Source organism: Bacillus sp. 01N42_2 (assembly GCF_056399565.1).
Window position 1 is genome coordinate 410,279 of record NZ_JBFTRO010000003.1, and the last position, 19,468, is coordinate 429,746.

18 protein-coding genes and 1 pseudogene are annotated in these 19,468 nt (G+C 45.7%); 4 read left to right on the forward strand and 15 right to left on the reverse strand.

Annotation, left to right across the window (positions count from 1 at the left end; genetic code table 11):
• Window positions 1–153: 153 nt before the first annotated feature.
• The 8 genes and pseudogenes from mdh to AC1DN5_RS09655 all read right to left on the reverse strand — a co-directional run bounded on the left by mdh (window position 154) and on the right by AC1DN5_RS09655 (window position 6,613).
• Window positions 154–1,092 carry a malate dehydrogenase gene (gene mdh, locus AC1DN5_RS09620; protein ID WP_366969090.1) on the reverse strand — a complete coding sequence of 313 codons (939 nt, stop codon included), beginning with the start codon at window positions 1,090–1,092 and terminating at the stop codon, window positions 154–156.
• 45 nt (window positions 1,093–1,137) lie between these two features.
• Window positions 1,138–2,409 (reverse strand): NADP-dependent isocitrate dehydrogenase, encoded by a 1,272-nt coding sequence (icd, locus tag AC1DN5_RS09625; protein WP_016938607.1) that lies wholly within the window; start codon window positions 2,407–2,409, stop codon window positions 1,138–1,140.
• A 160-nt stretch (window positions 2,410–2,569) separates the two neighbouring features.
• Window positions 2,570–3,688 (reverse strand): citrate synthase, encoded by a 1,119-nt coding sequence (citZ, locus tag AC1DN5_RS09630; RefSeq protein ID WP_016938606.1) that lies wholly within the window; start codon window positions 3,686–3,688, stop codon window positions 2,570–2,572.
• Between the two features lie 445 nt (window positions 3,689–4,133).
• Window positions 4,134–4,283 (reverse strand): PhrK family phosphatase-inhibitory pheromone, encoded by a 150-nt coding sequence (locus tag AC1DN5_RS09635; RefSeq protein ID WP_016938738.1) that lies wholly within the window; start codon window positions 4,281–4,283, stop codon window positions 4,134–4,136.
• Between the two features lie 273 nt (window positions 4,284–4,556).
• On the reverse strand, window positions 4,557–4,976 hold the full coding sequence (locus AC1DN5_RS09640) for a hypothetical protein (protein ID WP_198698005.1): 420 nt from the start codon (window positions 4,974–4,976) through the stop codon (window positions 4,557–4,559).
• 339 nt (window positions 4,977–5,315) lie between these two features.
• Window positions 5,316–5,726, reverse strand: coding sequence for a YjdF family protein (locus tag AC1DN5_RS09645; protein WP_366969088.1), 411 nt, complete (start codon window positions 5,724–5,726; stop codon window positions 5,316–5,318).
• Window positions 5,727–5,888: 162 nt separating this feature from the next.
• A pseudogene (locus tag AC1DN5_RS09650) lies at window positions 5,889–6,025 on the reverse strand (peptidoglycan-binding domain-containing protein); the annotation flags it as partial.
• 123 nt (window positions 6,026–6,148) lie between these two features.
• Complete coding sequence (locus AC1DN5_RS09655; RefSeq protein ID WP_007408072.1) at window positions 6,149–6,613, reverse strand: DUF441 domain-containing protein; 465 nt, start codon at window positions 6,611–6,613, stop codon at window positions 6,149–6,151.
• Window positions 6,614–6,710: 97 nt separating this feature from the next.
• Between AC1DN5_RS09655 and ytvI the strand changes: the two genes are divergently transcribed.
• The gene (ytvI, locus tag AC1DN5_RS09660) at window positions 6,711–7,826 is read left to right on the forward strand and encodes a sporulation integral membrane protein YtvI (RefSeq protein ID WP_366969087.1); all 1,116 of its coding nucleotides are present in this window, start codon (window positions 6,711–6,713) and stop codon (window positions 7,824–7,826) included.
• A gap of 31 nt (window positions 7,827–7,857) precedes the next feature.
• Here ytvI and AC1DN5_RS09665 read toward each other — a convergent pair whose 3' ends face one another.
• From AC1DN5_RS09665 to dnaE, 7 genes are all read right to left on the reverse strand, one after another.
• Window positions 7,858–8,241: an FxsA family protein gene (locus AC1DN5_RS09665; protein WP_366969086.1), complete on the reverse strand. Its 384-nt coding sequence runs from the start codon at window positions 8,239–8,241 to the stop codon at window positions 7,858–7,860.
• Window positions 8,242–8,351: 110 nt separating this feature from the next.
• Window positions 8,352–10,109: a pyruvate kinase gene (pyk, locus tag AC1DN5_RS09670; RefSeq protein ID WP_047476898.1), complete on the reverse strand. Its 1,758-nt coding sequence runs from the start codon at window positions 10,107–10,109 to the stop codon at window positions 8,352–8,354.
• A gap of 39 nt (window positions 10,110–10,148) precedes the next feature.
• Window positions 10,149–11,108, reverse strand: coding sequence for a 6-phosphofructokinase (gene pfkA / locus AC1DN5_RS09675; RefSeq protein WP_016938601.1), 960 nt, complete (start codon window positions 11,106–11,108; stop codon window positions 10,149–10,151).
• Between the two features lie 191 nt (window positions 11,109–11,299).
• Window positions 11,300–12,277, reverse strand: a complete 978-nt coding sequence (gene accA, locus AC1DN5_RS09680) for an acetyl-CoA carboxylase carboxyl transferase subunit alpha (RefSeq protein ID WP_016938600.1) — start codon at window positions 12,275–12,277, stop codon at window positions 11,300–11,302.
• Window positions 12,262–13,134, reverse strand: coding sequence for an acetyl-CoA carboxylase, carboxyltransferase subunit beta (gene accD, locus AC1DN5_RS09685; RefSeq protein ID WP_016938599.1), 873 nt, complete (start codon window positions 13,132–13,134; stop codon window positions 12,262–12,264). Before accD ends, accA begins: the two co-directional genes overlap by 16 nt.
• Window positions 13,135–13,460: 326 nt before the next feature.
• Complete coding sequence (ystJ, locus tag AC1DN5_RS09690; RefSeq protein ID WP_016938598.1) at window positions 13,461–14,693, reverse strand: NADP-dependent malic enzyme; 1,233 nt, start codon at window positions 14,691–14,693, stop codon at window positions 13,461–13,463.
• Between the two features lie 139 nt (window positions 14,694–14,832).
• The gene (gene dnaE, locus AC1DN5_RS09695; protein ID WP_099744769.1) at window positions 14,833–18,171 is read right to left on the reverse strand and encodes a DNA polymerase III subunit alpha; all 3,339 of its coding nucleotides are present in this window, start codon (window positions 18,169–18,171) and stop codon (window positions 14,833–14,835) included.
• Window positions 18,172–18,314: 143 nt separating this feature from the next.
• On the opposite strand from dnaE, the gene ytrH reads away from it, so the two are divergent.
• From ytrH to AC1DN5_RS09710, 3 genes are all read left to right on the forward strand, one after another.
• Window positions 18,315–18,656, forward strand: a complete 342-nt coding sequence (gene ytrH, locus AC1DN5_RS09700) for a sporulation membrane protein YtrH (RefSeq protein WP_016938596.1) — start codon at window positions 18,315–18,317, stop codon at window positions 18,654–18,656.
• Complete coding sequence (gene ytrI / locus AC1DN5_RS09705) at window positions 18,653–19,156, forward strand: sporulation membrane protein YtrI (protein WP_016938595.1); 504 nt, start codon at window positions 18,653–18,655, stop codon at window positions 19,154–19,156. The genes ytrH and ytrI overlap by 4 nt, the downstream gene beginning before the upstream one ends.
• 105 nt (window positions 19,157–19,261) lie before the next feature.
• A complete protein-coding gene (locus tag AC1DN5_RS09710) occupies window positions 19,262–19,453 on the forward strand; it encodes a YtzJ family protein (RefSeq protein WP_045926837.1) in 192 nt (63 codons plus the stop codon).
• The last annotated feature ends 15 nt before the right edge of the window (window positions 19,454–19,468 follow it).

The following is a 19,468-nucleotide window of genomic DNA, read 5'->3' on the forward strand; positions in this document are numbered from 1 at the left end:
TCACTTTATGATTTCATTTTATCCAATACTGCCCGTTCAGACAATTCGCCTTTTTGATCATTTTCAGAGAAAGGATCGTTCAGGGAAAAAGAAAACGCTTTCATTAATTGTAAAAAGAGGAAGGCTTCTGATTCGGAAGCCTTCCCTTTTTTCTTATGACAATACTTTCATCACGTTTTTGACAGATTCAACTGATTTACTCAGCTGTGCTTTTTCATAGTCTGTCAGTTCAAGCTCAATGATTTGCTCTAGGCCGTTTCCTCCGATAATCGTCGGTACGCCTAAGTAAATGCCCTCATGACCGTATTCGCCTTCTAAATAAGCGATAGTCGGAAGCACGCGGCGCTGATCTTTCAAAATGGCTTCTACCATTTCTGTCAGTGATGCAGCAGGCGCATAGTAGGCGCTTCCGTTGCCGAGAAGGTTGACGATTTCCCCGCCGCCTTTTCTTGTGCGCTCTACAATCGCATCAAGACGGTCTTTCGGGATAAGTGTTTCGAGCGGAATGCCGCCCGCATAGGAATAACGGACGAGAGGAACCATGTCGTCACCGTGTCCTCCAAGAACAAAACCGGTCACGTCTTTTACTGACAGGTTTAATTCTTCAGCGACGAATGTTCTGAACCGCGCAGTGTCAAGCACTCCGGATTGTCCGATAACGCGTTCTTTCGGGAAGCCTGATTCTTTGTACACCGCATATGTCATCGCATCAACAGGGTTTGTTAACACGACGATAATGCAGTCAGGAGAATATTTCACGATCTCACGTGTGACGCTTCTCATGATTTTTTCGTTTGTAGATACGAGATCATCACGGCTCATGCCTGGTTTTCTCGCAATTCCGGCCGTGATGACGACGATATCAGAACCGGCTGTGTCCTCGTAGTTGGACGTGCCTGTGATTTTCGCGTCAAATCCTTGAACCGGACTTGCTTCAAGCATGTCAAGCGCTTTTCCTCTAGTCGGGTTTTCTAATTGAGGAATATCAACGAGCACAACATCCGCAAGCTCTTTTTGAGCTGTAAGGAAGGCTGTTGTCGCTCCCGTAAATCCTGCTCCGATAACAGAAACTTTACTGCGTGTTTTTCCCATGATTCTCTTCTCCTTTTTTGGCTTCATTAGAAGTCTGCTTTAGGTTCAGTCCATGTTTTTGATAAGCTCTTCACCGAACTCTGAACATTTCACTTCAGTTGCACCGTCCATTAATCTTGCAAAATCGTAAGTTACTACTTTTGAAGCAATCGTTTTTTCCATAGCTTTAATGACTAGGTCAGCCGCCTCATTCCAGTTCAGGTGTTCAAGAAGAAGCACTCCTGAAAGGATAACGGATGACGGGTTGACTTTGTCAAGGCCGGCATATTTAGGAGCCGTTCCGTGAGTCGCTTCAAAAATCGCATGCCCTGTTTCATAGTTGATGTTCGCTCCCGGTGCGATTCCGATTCCGCCTACCTGAGCGGCAAGCGCATCAGAGATATAGTCTCCGTTTAAGTTCATCGTCGCCACGACGTCGAATTCGCTCGGACGGGTTAAGATCTGCTGAAGGAAAATATCAGCGATGCTGTCTTTGACGATGATTTTTCCTGCTGCTTCCGCTTCGCTCTGCGCTTTATCAGCCGCTTCTTTTCCGTCTTTTTCGACGATGCGGTCATATTCGGCCCAAGTGAATACTTTATCTCCATATTCTCTTTCGGCAAGCTCGTAGCCCCAGTTTTTAAATGCCCCTTCAGTGAACTTCATGATGTTTCCTTTGTGGACAAGCGTGACTGACTTACGGCCGTTTTCGATCGCATACTCAATGGCAGCTCTGACTAAGCGGCTTGTTCCTTCTTCAGAAACAGGCTTGATGCCGATTCCTGATGTTTCAGGGAAACGGATTTTGTTAACACCCATTTCATTTTGCAGGAAGCTGATCAGCTTTTCAACTTCTTCAGAACCTTTCGCATACTCAATTCCGGCATAAATATCTTCCGTGTTTTCACGGAAAATGACCATATCCGTATCTTCAGGACGTTTGACCGGAGAAGGCACTCCAGTGAAATATCTGACAGGGCGCAGGCACGTAAACAAATCAAGTTCCTGTCTCAGCGCCACGTTCAGAGAACGGATACCGCCGCCGACCGGTGTCGTCAGAGGTCCTTTGATAGCGATGAAGTACTCTCTGATGTCTTCCAGCGTTTCGGCAGGAAGCCACTCACCTGTTTTATTATAAGCCTTTTCACCGGCATAAACTTCTTTCCACGTGATTTTTTTCTCGCCTTTATATGCTTTTTCAACAGCGGCTTCCAATACTTTAGAAGCGGCATTCCAAATATCAGGGCCTGTGCCGTCACCTTCAATAAACGGGATAATCGGATTATTTGGTACGTTTAATACTCCATTAGAGACTGTAATTTTTTCACCTTGTGACACAATATTACCTCCCAGTATGTAATTCATATTTAGAAAACATTTTATTTTTCTTGTATAGAAAATAAAATGATTTTTCTCAAGATTCTATCAAAATTGTAAACCAACTTGGGCTTGATTAACAAGAGGCTAACGACATGAAAATCACCAGCCTCCCGTTTGATCAGGCTCTTTCGTCAATCGGAACAAAAGTCTGCTTATCCGGACCCGTGTATTCAGCGCGCGGGCGGATGAGGCGGTTGTTATCGTATTGCTCAAGAATGTGCGCGATCCATCCGGACATTCTGCTGACCGCAAAGATCGGCGTAAACAGATCGTGGTCAATGCCGAGACTGTGGTACACAGATGCTGAATAGAAATCAACGTTAGGCGGAAGTTTTTTCTCCGACGTCACAATTTCTTCGACACGGATTGACATGTCGTACCATTTGCTTTCACCCGTCAGATTCGTCAGGCGTTTGCTCATTTCTTTTAAATGTTTGGCGCGCGGATCCCCATGCTTATACACGCGGTGTCCGAAGCCCATCACTTTTTCCTTTTTCTCCATTTTGCTGCGGATATAAGGCTCGGCATTTTCCACTTCTCCGATCTCTGTCAGCATTTTCATGACGGCTTCATTGGCTCCGCCGTGAAGCGGCCCTTTTAATGCGCCGATGGCTGCCGTGATGCCTGAGTAAATATCAGATAAGGTGGCGACACATACTCTCGCCGTAAATGTTGATGCATTCAGCTCATGATCCGCATGAAGAATGAGCGCTTTGTTAAACGCTTCCACTTCGATCGGAGAAGGATCTTCACCGTTTAAGGTATAAAGGAAGTTCTCCGCAATACCGTACTCTTCCTTCGGTTCAACAGGATCAAGCCCTTTGCGGATTCTTGAGAAAGCGGCGACAATGCCCGGCACCTTCGCCTGCAGACGGATGGCTTTTCTGTAGTTCGCTTCCGGATTCATGACATCGGCTTCACTGTCAGTCAGACCGAGTAATGAAATTGCCGTCCGGAGCGCAGCCATTGGATGTACGTTATTGAGGGGATAGGATTTGAAGTGCTCAATGATTTCTTGTGGAACGGCAGCTTCTTTCGCAAGCTGTTTTTTCAGTTCAGCAAGCTCTGTTTTATTCGGCAGGCGCAGATGCCACAGCAAATAAATGATTTCTTCAAAACTTGCATTCTCTGTCAAGTCGTCAATATCGTACCCTACATATGTAAGGGTATCGTCGATAATAGAGCTTACAGATGATGTTGTTGCTACAACCCCTTCAAGACCGCGTGTTGCTGTCATATTCAACCTCTCCTTTTCAATCAAAATTCCCCTTTAAAGAGTACATAAAACATACGGCTTACTTAAAATGAGTCATGTAAACACTCCCTTTCCCCTTTAAGAAAATGCTTACATTTCATTGATTGCGGTTACATAACCGATATGCTTATAGAGGAACATAACAAATTCTTATAAGCTTATTTAAGTTTAAGCCTATTCTTATTATAAACAATAATCTGATTAATTTGTAGACTTTTAACTAAAAATGTTTTAAAAGCCCTATATATCAAGGTTTTGCGTTGATAAATTTAATCGCTTGCTTTCAGGCGCTTTGTAAAATCATGTATTCTCATGTTTTCATTTGGGGGAGCTTTGGGAGTTTAAAAGGACAACGCACCACTACCCGGGTTATTCACAAATGAACGCCAGAAAGAGCGCAAAAAAAAAGCCCTGTCCGTGGCTTTTTTTATGTGCCTACTGGCCGCTCTGCTAATTTTAGAGTACCCACCGGGCGCTCTGTTATCTTAACATCTGATGATTCTTGATTAATCTTAACTACAGCTAAACCACTTAATGTAACAAAGGTTAGGGCTGCACAAAGAATAATTTTTTTCAATTATAATCCCTCCAGGTGCCTCATTTTCTCCTCGGCTAAAATAGCATGCTTAGAAAATTCAAGCGCCTCTTTATAGAGTCCATGCTTCTCACAGTGTTCTGAAATAACCAAAGAAAGATCAAAGACGCTATCAAGGTCATTTACTTCATATAAGTAAAAAATACCACCTCGACAAGTTTCAATGCTTTTCCTCTGATCCTGCTGCAGAACTCCGTAAATAATATTTATTTTAGCCTCATAAAGAGGATATCCTATGTAGAGTATCCTGTTTTATCAATTTTGCCTTGTGGAGTTGTGATGCTTTAAATGCAGGAATGTAACTGCTGAATTTCTGTCCCTTGAACCAGAACCCAAAAGGAAGGGGTCTACTCTGAAAGTCAATGTATCGGTTCCTGAAATCTTGCCTTTTGTACCCGGAAGCTTTGAATGAGGGATAATTATGAACTTCACTATATACCTGCCTTCTTTTTCTTCGGATAATTTAACGCCTCCTTTAATGGTAACAGAGAGTGTGTCATCCTTATAGAATTCACGGGCACTGTCTAATATATTTTTACAGAAAAGCTCATGCATAAAAACACCAAATAGCTCCTGAGAAACTTTTGGGTTCTGGCCGTGTTCTTGTTTAGCAGCAGCCACTGTGATAGAGCTTAACGAAAAACATAAGATCACCAATACAATTATTTTTTTCATAGTAATCATCTCCCTTCACTTTAACATTTGCATTCCTTTATTTTTTATTACATCTTGAATAACTTCGAAAAATCTTCTCCCTTCATAAAAGAGAGAGCTTATTATTACTTCAGCTAAGACAAGATTTTCGCTTTTGTACTCAGCCCTAAATATCCTCATCAAACCGTTCATCAATTGAAACTGACTCATTTACTGATGTAAGTGAATTTAAATAAATTGCAGAAAAACCCTCCTCATCTCGAGAAGGGCTCGATTTCTACTGCTTTTTTCTTAATCAGTCTGAAGAAAAAACTGATGCCGCTCAACTTTTCAATCGAAGGGCTTCATAGGGTTCTCCAACTATTTGCCCCTATGCTTTTCTTTTGCTTTTTGTTTTCTGATTAAATATTTTTGTTCCTTTATTTTTTCTCTTTGTTTTCTATTCAGTTGTTTTTTCTTTTCTTTTCTTGTTTCAAGCTCCTGCTTTATCGCTTTTTGTGCCTTAGTTGATATCCCGATATTTTTTATCTCTTTAGAAGCTTGTCGTTGTAATCTTTTTGGGTTTAACTTCTTAGATTTTGTTTTAACACAAACCCCTTCCTGTTCAGTGCGGGATAGAGTCTGTAAAAGTTGATTATTAACAAAATGCATGATTTCTGAATCCTTTGGCTCTTGTCCAAACAAATGACGAATTGCTCTTAATTTCCCATCATTCACAACTTCAATTACTCCTACCCAAAACTGACCATCGTAGTAAACCGTTAATTTCATAACGATTCCCTCCTCCTAAATTTACTGAAGAATGATGGACATCCCGAGGAGGGGAAGGTTACTGACATTTTAAATAATGCATCCGGACTACCAACCGAATTGTGTTTTTTCATTCTCATTATAAATTTAACAAACTTTCAAATTGAAGGAAAGGGTCTCCGCTTATTTTAACAACACTTCAAGTTTTGATTTGGTTCAAGTGCATAAATTCCATCAGCTTTTAATCCATTCATCAATTGGAACCGCCTTACTGCATCTTCAGTCTTCGTGCCATATGCGCCGTCGATTCCGAAGTTCTTTGTTACATGGTAAGCCACTTCATTCCTCGGAATAATGCAAATGGCATTTGTCTGAACTACAAAATGCGCTGCAAACTCTTATTTTCACCCGCAAAAAAAGCAGCTTTAAGCCGCTTTTTTACTTTACGAAGTGAATATTTTTACGATCTGCATGGCCAGATAGGCAATTCCGGCGCCGATTAACGGACCGACGGCAACGCCGCCGAAAAGCGCGACGGCAAGTATCGTGCCGATCACCAGCGCCGTTGTAATATGAGGATCGTTTTCCAATAAGGTGAGACCGTTTTTGGCGATTAAGGCAACGGCGATTCCGGCGCCGAGAGCGATCCACGCATAATATGATTTCATCGCTTCTCCGAGCTGTTTAAAACCGATGTCACCTGTCGCAATCGGCACTAAAACGGCGATTGTAATGACGGTGACCCCCCAGTTGATTCCTTTTGACTGAATCACCGGGAACAATTTCTGGTCAAGACCGACAGCTTTTATCACAATGAGAAAGCCGACGGCAAAAAGCAATGACTGGTTTTTGGCTATCAATGCGATGGCCAGCAATAATAGTAAAAATAAATTCGCCTGTGTAAACATCCTGAAAGCACCATCCTTCATCATAACTGTATTCATATCCTTTTTTTTGACGAATAAACTAATGTAATAGGACGTGCCGACCGAGAGGAGGATCGATGTGAATCCGCACTATGCAACTGTTTTTTTCCGCGCACTGTTTGTACTAGTTGCGGCCGGCGGCGCTTTAGCGGCCGGTTACGCCTCATTTTCGTTAACTTATCCGTTTCTGATCGCCCTTATTCTGTCGTCGGCGATCATTCCCGTGGTTGACTGGCTGGACAAACTGACGGGGCTGCCCCGATCAGTCAATACAGTCATTGTCCTGGCCTTCTTTTTGCTGATTCTTCTTGGCGCGGCGACTTTTCTCGTTGCGGAAATCATCTCGGGAACCGCCTATCTGGCCAAAACGCTCCCTCCCCATATCAGCGCCTTTATAACGTATTGCGAGGAGTTCTTCACTTCCCGCATTCAGCCATTGTACCACGAGCTGACTGTCTTATTTAACGGGCTGGAAACCAATCAGCAGGCATCCATCGTGACGCATATTCAGACTCTCGGTGATACAGCCGCTAAAAATGCGGGGCTGATGCTTTCACATCTTTTAGAGCTGGTGCCGAAATTGATTGCCTTCCTTCCCAATACGGCTGCTGTCTTCGTATTCGCAATGCTGGCGACTTTTTTTATGACAAAGGACTGGCACAAGCTGAAAGCGATGCTTTATTCCATTCTTCCGGAACGCGTTTCGGCAAACGCCAAGGCCGTGTCGGGAGAACTGAAAAAAGCGATGGCCGGTTTCATTAAGGCGCAGGCCGTGCTCATCCTTTTTACGATGATCATTGTCTTTATCGGACTGTTTCTTTTAGGAATTGAGCATGCGGCGACCATTGCCTTTTTTATCGGCCTGGTGGATCTTCTCCCGTATCTCGGCGCCGGATCGGTATTTGTTCCCTGGATTATGTATTTGGCCATTGCCGGTCAGCTTCCCCAAGCGATCGGTCTCGGTATTTTATATATTGTGGTTCTCATTCAGCGCCAGCTGACGGAGCCGAAGATTTTAAGCAAGTCAATCGGGCTTGATCCGATTGCGACCTTAATCGCCCTGTTTGCCGGCTTTAAGCTGTTCGGAATTTTAGGACTGGCTGCGGGGCCTGCGCTGCTCGTTTTCATTCAGGCCTTTATCACAACGGGCGCTTTAAAAGAAATATGGGCCTATATTACTGTTCAGTCCAAATAAAAACAGCAGCCCTGCAAGAAGGCTGCCGTTTTTATTTGATAATGATCCGCTTGTTTTTTGACATTCCTCTCAGCCATTTGAACAAAAGCGGCTTCATGCGGTTCCGAGTGAACGGAATCAGAAGACAGGCCCCTGCAATATCGGACAAAAAACCCGGAAGCATCAAAAGCAGGCCTCCGATAAAGACGCATATTCCGTCAAGAAGCGCGTCCCCCGGCATGCTGCCGTGCTGCAGGTCGCGCATCACCCGATGATATACATCAATTCCCTGTCTTTTTGCCACCAAGGCGCCCAGCACGCCTGTCAAAATGATGAGAAGGACGGTCGGAAAAACGCCGAGCCATTTTCCCGCCAGCAGAAACAAGCTGATTTCAATTGCCGGACACACGATAAACAGTAAGAATAAAAGTCTCATTTTTCTGCCCTCCTGCCCTTCTAAAAGCGCGTCACCGTCCGCATGGGAATAGGAAAATCAACCTAAAGACAAAAGAGAAGGGAGAACCCCCCTCTCTTTTTTAAAGCTGTTTAAAGAACGCTTGCGCGGCCTTCATACACAGCGCCGCGGGCAGCGTCAACTGTGATAACCTGTCCTTCTGTTAAAACTGAAGTTGCGTTCTCCAGACCGACGATAACCGGAATGCCCAAGCTTAAACCGACTACTGCGGCATGGCTTGTCAGACCGCCTTCTTCCGTAATGAGCGCTGATGCTTTTTCAAGCGAAGCGATCATGTCACGGTCAGTGCTTGAAGCAACCAATACTGCGCCGTCTGTCATTTTTTGTTCAGCTTCCTTCGCATTTTTTGCAACAACAACCGGACCGAATGCTGATTTGCGTCCGATGCCTTGTCCTTTTGCGATTACGCTGCCGACAGTGTGGACTTTCATCAGATTCGTCGTGCCTGATTCACCGACAGAACCGGCTGTAATGACAATCAGATCACCGTGTTTCACGAGTCCGCTGTCAAGTGATTTTTGAACTGCATCTTCAAGCATTTCATCTGTAGAATTCGCGTTTTGGCCGCTTGCCGGGAAGACACCGAATACAAGGCCGAGTTTGCGTGATACAGACTCATTCACTGTAACGGCTACAATCGGAGCCTGCGGACGGTATTTCGCGATCATACGCGCCGTATGGCCGCTTTCTGTAGGCGTAACGATAGCTGCCGCGTTCAGATTGATTGCCGTGTGCGCAACGGATTGGCCGATTGCATCGGTAATCGTCATGCCGACCTGATCTCTGCGTTTAGACAGAATTTCTTTGTAGTTCAGAGATTCTTCCGTGCGTGTGGCGATGTTAAACATTGTTTGAACCGCCTCAACAGGATATTGTCCCGCAGCTGTCTCACCGGAAAGCATGATCGCATCTGTACCGTCGAAAATAGCGTTGGCAACGTCACTTGCTTCAGCGCGTGTCGGACGTGGGTTGCGCTGCATGCTGTCGAGCATTTGAGTCGCGGTAATAACCGGTTTGCCGAGCGCGTTGCATTTTTTGATCATTTCTTTTTGCACGAGCGGCACTTCTTCAGCCGGAATCTCTACGCCGAGGTCTCCGCGCGCTACCATTAAGCCGTCAGATACTTCCAGAATCGCATCCAGATTGTCTACGCCTTCCTGGTTCTCAATTTTAGGGATGATTTGAATGTCAGACGCGTTATGCTCTTCAAGCAATTCGCGGATTTCCAGAACATCCGTAGAGCGGCGTACAAATGACGCAGCGATGAAATCAACGCCTTGCTCGATACCGAAGACGATGTCTTTAGCGTCTTTTTCAGTAATTCCCGGAAGGTTGACGCTGACGCCTGGAACGTTTACGCCTTTTTTATTTTTCAGCGTGCCGCTGTTTAAGATTTTTGTTTTGATTTCGTGTTTTTCCGGATTTGATTCAATCACTTCCAATCCGATTAAACCGTCATCCAGCAGGATGATAGACCCTGCTGACACGTCGTCTGCCAGGCCTTCATAAGAAACTGAGAATTTTTCAAGCGTTCCCAGCACCTGTTTTGTAGAAACGATAATTTCATTTCCCGCCTGAAGCTCAAGCGCGCCGTTTTCCATATCGTGCGTGCGGATTTCCGGACCTTTCGTATCGAGGAGAATCCCCACGTTTTTGCCGAGCTTTTTGCTTGCTTCTCTGATGTTTTTAATTCTTGCGCCGTGCTCTTCGAAATCACCGTGTGAAAAATTCAGACGGGCAACATTCATACCCGCTTCCATCAATTTTGTCAGCATTTCTACACTTTCACTGGCCGGACCGATTGTACAAACGATTTTTGTTTTTTTCAACTCGTTCACTTCCTTCTGAAATCTTCAGCTTCTTCCGTCTTAAATAGACAGTTCTTTTGAAAGCTGATACATGTTTGGTTCAACAGTATGTTTTGATTCTAAAATTTCTATAATATCATGGTCTACAAGCTTGTTGTTTTGTATACCTACGCAGCGTCCGCCTTTTCCTTTAAGCAGAAGCTCAACCGCGTAAGCGCCGAGGCGGCTTGCAAGAACCCGGTCAGAAGCGCTTGGAGATCCGCCGCGCTGGATGTGCCCTAAAACGGATACCCGTGTTTCAAGGTTTGTTTCTTCTTCGATGCGTTTTCCGAATTCAACCCCGCTGCCTACCCCCTCAGCAACGATGATGATACTGTGTTTTTTGCCGCGGTCATGCCCTCTCTTCAAACGGCCGATAATTTCTTCCATATCGTAGTCCGCTTCAGGGATTAAAATGGATTCCGCTCCGCCTGCAAGACCTGCCCATAAAGCAATGTCGCCTGCATGGCGTCCCATCACTTCAATAACGTATGTACGCTCATGCGACGTAGCTGTGTCACGGATTTTATCAATCGCATCAATTACGGTGTTTAACGCCGTATCAAATCCGATCGTAAAATCAGTTCCCGGGATGTCATTATCTATCGTACCCGGTACACCTACACACGGAAACCCGTGTTCAGTTAATTTTTTCGCACCCATGTACGAACCGTCTCCGCCGATCACGACAAGACCTTCAATGCCGAGTCTCTTTAAATTTTCGATTCCTTTTTCACGGCCTTCAACTGTTTTGAATTCAGGACATCTGGCTGTATACAGCTTTGTTCCTCCGCGGTGGATGATGTCACCGACCGAACCCAGTTCCAGTTTCTCTATTTTTCCGCTGATTAATCCTGAATAACCGTTATAAATTCCGTAAACTTCTACATCGTGATAGATAGCTTTACGCACAACCGCTCGCACCGCTGCGTTCATCCCCGGGGAATCCCCGCCGCTCGTTAATACTCCTATACGCTTCATTTCCTATTCACCTCAGCAACATATATATGTTAAACATATCATGATCATTGCCCTAAAACAATGAAAAGGGACGCCTGAGCTCCCATGAAACCTTACCTATTATACAATTAAATAAACTGTTTTTAAATAAAATTTAAGGAATATCACAAAAAACACAAAAAATAAACGTGAGCCATAGGCTTCACGTCTATTCAGTTTGCCCCGATATATTGATCCTCAACCGAAACTTTTCCGATGGCTTTGTATTTTTCGTAGCGCTGTGAGATCAATTCTTCGGCGTTCAATGGGAGAAGAGATTTTAATGTTTCTTTTAGGATGCCGTCAATGTAGCCCGCCTGCTGCTTGATGTCATGGTGAGCTCCGCCCTTCACTTCTTTAATCATATTATCTATAATTCCTAATTCTAATAAATCGGGCGCAGTAATCTTCATGGTTTCAGCTGCTTTTTTGGCAAGGCTGGAATCTTTCCACAAAATGGACGCGGCTCCTTCAGGAGAAATAACGGAATACGTCGAGTTCTCCAGCATCAGCATGCGGTTGCCCACACCTAATGCAAGCGCCCCTCCGCTGCCGCCTTCGCCGATGACGATACAAACGACAGGCACTGTCAGGCCGGCCATTTCGAACAGGTTCTTAGCAATGGCTTCACTTTGTCCCCGTTCCTCCGCCGCTTTGCCGGGATACGCTCCCTTCGTGTCGATGAAGCAGATAATCGGGCGGTTAAACTTATCCGCCTGCTTCATGAGGCGAAGCGCTTTACGGTAGCCTTCAGGGTGAGGCATCCCGAAATTGCGGACAAGGTTTTCTTTCGTGTCTTTTCCGCGCTGATGACCGATGACGGTGACCGGCATGCCGTGATATTTGGCAACTCCGCCGACAATCGCAGCATCGTCTCCGTATGTTCTGTCTCCGTGGCACTCAAAAAAGTCGGTAAACAGGTATTGAATGTAATCAAGGGTCGTCGGCCGTTCGGGAAGGCGTGCGATCTGCACTCTGTCCCAAGGCTTCAGGTTTTTATAAATTTCATCCTGGAGCTTGCTGAGCCGGTCTTCAAGCCTTGCGATTTCAGCGCTTAAATCCATCTCCGAATCTTGGGTGAATTTTTTCAGTTCGGCGATTTTTGTCTGCAGTTCAATCACCGGTTTTTCAAATTCTAATCTTGCAGCCACTCATGCTCACCTCCTGTTTGGTGCATGTCCAGCAGAAATGCGAGTTTGTCTTTCATGTCGTTTCTGTGAATCACCGCATCAAGCTGGCCGTGCTTTAATAAAAATTCCGCCGTCTGGAAATCTTCCGGCAGTTTTTCTCCGATCGTCTGTTCAATAATACGTCTTCCGGCAAATCCGATCAAGGCGCCCGGTTCAGCGAAATTATAATCACCGAGAGACGCGAAACTGGCCGATACGCCGCCAGTCGTCGGGTGGGTCATAACCGAAATAATCAGCCCCTGCTCTTCACTGAACAGTTTCAATGCAGAGCTTGTCTTCGCCATCTGCATAAGGCTTAAGACCCCTTCCTGCATACGTGCGCCGCCGGAAGCGGTAAAGATGATGAACGGGACTTTTTCCTCTTTCGCTTTTTCAATTGCCAGCGTGATTTTTTCGCCGACAACCGAGCCCATGCTGCCCATGCGGAATGTCGAATCCATGATCGCGATCACGGCAGGGAATCCGCTGATGGTCCCTTTTCCGGTAACAACCGCTTCATTCTGCGATGTTTTCTCACGGTCTTTTTCGATTTTTTCTAAGTATCCCGGGAAACCGAGCGGGTTTTCAGATATCATTCCCTGGTTGAATTCTTCGAATGAATTTTCATCCAGGAGGATTTCAATGCGCTGCTTTGCATTCATCGGGAAATGATGCCCGCAGTTCATGCAGACGCGCAGGTTTTTATCTAACTCTTTTGTGAGCATGATTTTTTTACATTTGGGGCACTTTGTCATAATGCCTTCCGGAACATCATGTTTTGCCTGCTCAGACGGCACGGAAGCATATTTTTTCTTTTTTGTGAATATATCCTTTAACAAATGATTACCTCCCTTTTGTGAAGGGTTCTCTTCACTGCATGTCTTCCGATTAGATAGACTTAATAATAACTTTACCGAAACTATTGTACTTTTTTTGTCAAACGGTGTCATCCTCCATTCGACATTTTTTGCTGAAAAGCAGGCGGAAACGGACGGATGACAGACCTTTAAAAGCGTTGCTCAGCCTTATCTGTCAGCGTTTTCAAAAGAAATAAGGATTCTGCTGAAATTTTTTTAAGACCTGCCCTTAAAAAAATGCCAGCAGTCCGTATATTGAACAGCAGCGCGTTGTTTTTCCCAACGCGCTGCCAATTCTTTTTGTGTTATTATTCGCCAATGACCGTAAGCTGTCTTGTTTTTTCAGCCACTTCCTCAGGGTCAACCGTAATTCTGGCGACGCCCGTTTCCATCGCCGCTTTCGCAACGGCTTTCGCAACGGCAGGAGCCACGCGTTTGTCAAATGGAGCCGGGATGACATACTCCGCGCTTAATTCATCCTCTGAAACGAGGGAAGCGATCGCTTCAACCGCAGCTATTTTCATTTCTTCGTTGATATGAGTCGCGCGAACGTCAAGCGCTCCGCGGAAGATTCCAGGGAATGCAAGTACGTTGTTGACCTGGTTCGGGAAGTCAGAACGGCCTGTTCCGATTACGCTTGCGCCGGCTGCGCGCGCGTCTTCAGGCATGATTTCCGGATTCGGGTTGGCCATTGCGAAAATAATTGGATCTTTCGCCATGCTTTCCACCATTTCTTTTGTCAAAGCGCCTTCGACTGATACACCGATAAAGACGTCTGCATCTTTAATGACATCCTGCAGCGAACCGTCATTGCGGTCTTGGTTTGTAAACTTGGCCACTTCGTTTTTCACCGCATTCATGCCGGCAGGACGCCCTTCGTAAATGGCTCCTTTAGAGTCGCACATCACGATGTCGCGAACGCCGAAATGGTAAAGAAGCTTGATGATCGCGATGCCTGCCGCTCCCGCTCCGTTTGCCACAACTTTAATAGATGACATGGATTTTCCTGATAATTTCAGCGCGTTTACAAGTCCGGCTACGGTTACGATGGCAGTGCCGTGCTGATCATCGTGGAAAACCGGAATGTTTGTTTCTTTTTTCAGGCGCTCTTCAATGATAAAACAGTTCGGCGCCGCAATATCTTCAAGATTGACACCGCCGAATGTCGGTTCAAGCAGCTTCACCGTGTCGATGATTTTGTCCACGTCGTTTGTGTTGAGCGCGATCGGGAATGCGTCCACGCCCGCAAAGCTTTTGAACAGAACCGCTTTTCCTTCCATGACCGGAAGTGAAGCTTCAGGCCCGATATTTCCGAGACCGAGAACCGCTGATCCGTCTGTTACGACTGCTACCATGTTCCCCTTCATTGTATAATCATATACTTTATTTTTATCGTCATAAATCTCTTTACAAGGCTCAGCTACCCCCGGAGAGTAGGCAAGGCTTAAATCGTCCGCATTTCTGACTTCCACCTTTGCTTTTGATTCAAGCTTTCCTTGGTTTACTTTGTGTAAATGTAACGCTTCTTCTCTTAATGACATGCTAAACACTCCTTTTAAGTACTTTGTTACATATTCTGCCGCATAGACTGGTACAATCTCTGGAGGTGAAAAATTTCAGAATCTTTAAATAAGATAGCACAATTGTTTCAATTGTATAACAAAACCATTGTTGTTACCACTATTTTAACACGACGTTTTCGCGGCCCAGCAGCTCTTTTAAACGGTATAACGCCTGATGGTCCGCCTGAATATGAAAGGTGTCGGGCAGCCTGATGGTCTGCTTGTCTTTTTCATAATAAAGATAAACGCCGGTTTCCCCTTTATGCTCCAGTAAAATACGCTTCATCTTTTCCAAAAACTCCTGATTGTGCCGGCTGCCTTCGATTTTGATGTAAACAGACGGCGCTCTGTCTGTCTCCGTCTCCTCAAGAAGAGAGGCGGATGACATGATGAATTGTGTCTTCTCCTGCCGCTCTTCCATTTTTCCGGCGGCGAATAAAAGCGCGCCTTCTTTTAACAGCGGAGACAGCCTTCTGTATTGGTCAGGAAACACGACGGCTTCCATTTCTCCCGTTTCGTCGCTTAATGTGAGAAACGCCATATGCTGACCTGTCTTTGTCCGAATCGTTTTGATGCCCGCGAGCAAAGCGCCGATCGACAGCTGCCCCTTAGGCGCCTGACGCGCTTTTGCGATCGCTTGCGCACCCCGTTTTTTCAAGAGATCCCTGAAAGCGGACAAAGGATGGCTTGAGAAATAAACACCGAGAGCTTCTTTTTCAAACCGAAGCTTGTCCACGAGCGGAAATTCCTCAGCCTCTACATATTTTGGCTTAATGGAAAACGATTCTTCCAAAAACAATCCCATTTGGTCATCGTCTGCACGAAAAAGTTCAGCGTGCTCTAAAGCGACATCCACGGAGGCCAGCAAGGAGGCGCGGTTTTGATTGAATTCGTCCATGGCGCCAGAAAATATAAGGGCTTCGATTGTTTTCCGATTCACGCTTTTTGCAGGTACGCGAAAGCAGAAATCGAAAAGATCCTCGAACGGTTTATGTGTTCTTGCTTTATAAATATCTTTCACTGCCGAGACGCCTACGTTTTTCACGGCCCGCAAACTGTATCTGACGGCTCCGTTTTCCGGCGCAAACGGAAAACCGCTCTTGTTTATTGACGGCGGAAGAACTTGGATCCCGCTCCCCTTCGCTTCATGCAGATATTGCGATATTTTGTCCTCATTGCCGATGACGCTCGTCAAAAGACCGCACATAAAATATAAAGGATAGTGCGCTTTTAAATAGGCGAGCTGATAGCCGATCATGCTGTATGCGACAGCATGGCTTCTGTTAAATCCGTAGTTGGCGAATTTGACAATCAGATCGTAGACCTCGTTTGCAGTGACTACAGAATACTCCTTTTTTAAGCACCCTTCAACAAAATGGCTTCGCTCTCTGTCCAGAATGTCCTTTTGCTTTTTACTGACAGCCCGTCTGAGCAGATCCGCTTCACCTAATGAAAACCCTGCCATCCGCGAGGCGATCATCATAATCTGCTCCTGATAGACGATGACGCCATACGTGTCACTGAGAATATTTCTTACATCCTCATGCGGCACTTCCACACGCGCCCGCCCGTGCTTCCGATCGATAAATAATGGAATATTTTCCATCGGCCCCGGTCTGTAAAGCGCATTCACCGCGACAATGTCTTCAAGCCTCGACGGCTTCAAACGCTTCAGCACGCTCCTCATCCCTGATGATTCCAGCTGAAAAATGCCCGTCGTATCGCCGTCTGACAACAGGGAGAACGTTTTTTCATCCTGGTAAGAAATCTCGGAAAAATCAATTTTCGTATTCGTCTCTTTTTCAATCATCGTTTTAATGGATTCAATAAGCGTCAGGTTGCGCAAACCTAAAAAGTCCATTTTCAAAAGACCCAGATCTTCCAAGTGATCCATCGCATACTGCGTTAAATACACGCCGTCATGCCCTTCTTGAAGAGGGACAACTTCAGAAAGCGGATCTTTACTGAGAACAACGCCGGCCGCGTGTGTTGACGTATGCCTCGGAAGACCTTCAATTTTCCTGGCGACCTGAAACACTTTATGAAGAACGGCGGATTCAGACAGCCGCCTGTTCAGCTGAGCGGACTGCCGCCTCGCTTCCTCAAGCGTCATTCCCGGCTTTGACGGAATCAGGCGGGCAAGCTGGTCAGCTTCTTTCGGACTGATTCCGAACACTCTCCCGGTGTCTCTTAACGCCGCCTTTGCGGCCAATGTTCCGAAGGTGATAATCTGAGCGACGTGCATGGCCCCGTACTTATTTTGTACATACTGAATGACCTCATCCCTTCTCGTATCTGGGAAATCGATATCAATATCGGGCATGCTGATCCTCTCCGGATTAAGAAACCTTTCAAACAGCAGAGAATGTTTCAGCGGATCCACGTCTGTAATGAAAAGAGAGTAAGCGACAAGCGAGCCTGCCGCAGATCCTCTTCCCGGGCCTGTCACAATGCCCTTTTCATGCGCGTACTTCATAAAGTCCCATACGATGAGAAAATAATCACTGAATTTCATGCGCCTGATGACGTCCAACTCATATTCAAGCCGGCGGATGGCGCGCTCATCAGGAGTGCCGAAACGGAGACGCAGCCCCTCGTGACAGACTTCCGCCAAATAATCATCGGCTGATTTGCCGTCCGGCGCCGGAAAAGACGGAAGGCGTGTCTGTCCGAGGCTGACATCGACCCGGCATTGCCCGGCGATACGCGCGGATGCTTCAATCGCTTCCGGATGCTGCGTGTAAAGCTCCGCCATCTCTTCAGGCGGCCTCAAGTGTAAATCCGGCAGATTCCCGTTCTGATCCTCCCATTTCTCACCGGCTTTAATGGCGCACAGACAGCGGTACGCATCTTGATCTTCTTTCTTGATATAACGGACATCCCCCGCAGCGCAGACTGGGATTTCCGTCTCGGCTGACAGGCGGAGAATATCTTCCGATAACGTCTCATGACCTTTGAACGGCTGGTATCCTAAATAAAAACGGCCTTCTCCGAACAGTTCCCGGAATCCTTCGGCAGCTTTGACCGCTTCTTCAAATTTCCCGGCTTGCAGCAGACTTTCAATGTACCCGTTTTCACCGGGTGTAATGGCGATCAGCCCCTCATGATAGCTCTTCATCCATTTTCGCTTCATGCCGCCCTTTGCTATGGATTGCAGCGCACTTGAGATTTTCAGCAGGTTCTGATAACCGGTGTTTGTCTCCGCCAAAAGAACAAGCGGGCGTGCTTCAAGTTCCGTTTCGTCCGTGTATATAGAAGCCGTCAGACCGATAATCGGCTTTATTCCGTTTGACTTGCATGCTTTATAAAACTCAATGGCGCCGTACAGCACATTTTCGTCCGTCAGCGCCAATGAAGAATAACCGAGCTCCTTCGCTTGTGTAACAAGATCTTTTACAGAAGCGGCGCTGTTTAACAGGCTGTAGCCGCTATGTACTTGCAGATGAACAAAAGACAATGCCGCCACTCCTTTCCGTATACGTTCATTTTGCCTTTCTACATTATAAGACGGGTTTTCTTAAGAAACAAATGTTCTTTTTTGACTCATCATCATACTTGTCCGCTTTGCTCAATATGATAGAAAAGTGAGGTGGTGTATATATGGATCAGGAAGCCGGCTTTATGGCGAATTTTATCAGCAGTTATTTTATCGCCCTCGGCGTTTTGCTCGGCGGAGCGCTCATCGGCGGCGTCGGAGCTTATTTATCAGGCGAGCCTCCGCTTACGGCGATTACAAAATTGGCGAACAGGCTGAAGATCTGGGCGCTTGTCGCGGCTATCGGAGGAACATTTGACGCCGTATACAGTTTTGAGCGGGGGCTGTTTGAAGGCAACACGCGCGACATCTTCAAACAGCTTCTATTAATTATTTCAGCGATGGGCGGCGCGCAGACCGGCTGGCTGATTGTGTCATGGCTGGCTCAGGAGAATATGCCTTCATGAGAATTCCCGAGTATTATAAAAAACCGGGATGGCAGCGTTTTTTTGCGGGAATGATGTGCGGAGCAATCGTCAGCTGGCTGTTCTTTCTGTTTACATACGGAACGTTTCAGGAAGAACAGGTGACGTTAATTGAAAAACAGCGGGAGCACGCACGGGATTTGAAAAACCAGATCTCCATCTATCAGAAAGATCTTCATAAATTAAATGAGGATAATAAACAAAGACTGCTTATCCAAAGTGTTGATGTGAAGCTGATCAATGGGGAAAAATACAGAATCGCCCAGCCTGATAAGATGAAATTTGAAGAACAGGTGAAAGATGATATTTCTGAAGTCATCACAAAGGATATTGAGAGCGTGTATAAAACAAAGGAGCTTTTAAAACGGACGATTGAAAACAAGGTGTACACCATAAATGAAAAGGAATATAAAGCTCAAGTAAAGGAACTGACGATTTATACGAGATTGTCTGTCGAAATTCATATTTCTTTTGCGACGTAATTATGTCATTTTTAAAAAATTTCCATAGATCTGTCGCTTTTTTCTCCGCTTTTTTATAAACTGTAAATGAGACATTTTCAATGATTCTGAAGGGAGGAAGGGAAAATGGAGGTTTTTAGTGAACGCCGCCTGGCAAAAGATCATGCAGACCGAATCAGAAAAGGCTATTCCGCATATGCAGAAACAAACACACTCGCTTCCCTCATAAAAAAAGAACTCCAAATCTGTAATCTCCGCGTCTACGAAGACCTGACTGAATTCGGCTGCTGGTTCATCCCTGTGACAGATGAACACTAAGAAAGAGGGTCTCCC

Coding starts and splice junctions, on each gene's coding strand:
- AC1DN5_RS09655 (WP_007408072.1), bottom strand. CDS start 6,613: ATGTTTACACAGGCGAATTTATTTTTACTATTATTGCTGGCCATCGCA.
- AC1DN5_RS09665 (WP_366969086.1), bottom strand. CDS start 8,241: ATGAGACTTTTATTCTTACTGTTTATCGTGTGTCCGGCAATTGAAATC.
- citZ (WP_016938606.1), bottom strand. CDS start 3,688: ATGACAGCAACACGCGGTCTTGAAGGGGTTGTAGCAACAACATCATCT.
- pfkA (WP_016938601.1), bottom strand. CDS start 11,108: ATGAAGCGTATAGGAGTATTAACGAGCGGCGGGGATTCCCCGGGGATG.
- ystJ (WP_016938598.1), bottom strand. CDS start 14,693: ATGTCATTAAGAGAAGAAGCGTTACATTTACACAAAGTAAACCAAGGA.
- AC1DN5_RS09640 (WP_198698005.1), bottom strand. CDS start 4,976: ATGAAAAAAATAATTGTATTGGTGATCTTATGTTTTTCGTTAAGCTCT.
- AC1DN5_RS09710 (WP_045926837.1), top strand. CDS start 19,262: ATGGAGGTTTTTAGTGAACGCCGCCTGGCAAAAGATCATGCAGACCGA.
- ytrH (WP_016938596.1), top strand. CDS start 18,315: ATGGATCAGGAAGCCGGCTTTATGGCGAATTTTATCAGCAGTTATTTT.
- AC1DN5_RS09645 (WP_366969088.1), bottom strand. CDS start 5,726: ATGAAATTAACGGTTTACTACGATGGTCAGTTTTGGGTAGGAGTAATT.
- ytrI (WP_016938595.1), top strand. CDS start 18,653: ATGAGAATTCCCGAGTATTATAAAAAACCGGGATGGCAGCGTTTTTTT.
- mdh (WP_366969090.1), bottom strand. CDS start 1,092: ATGGGAAAAACACGCAGTAAAGTTTCTGTTATCGGAGCAGGATTTACG.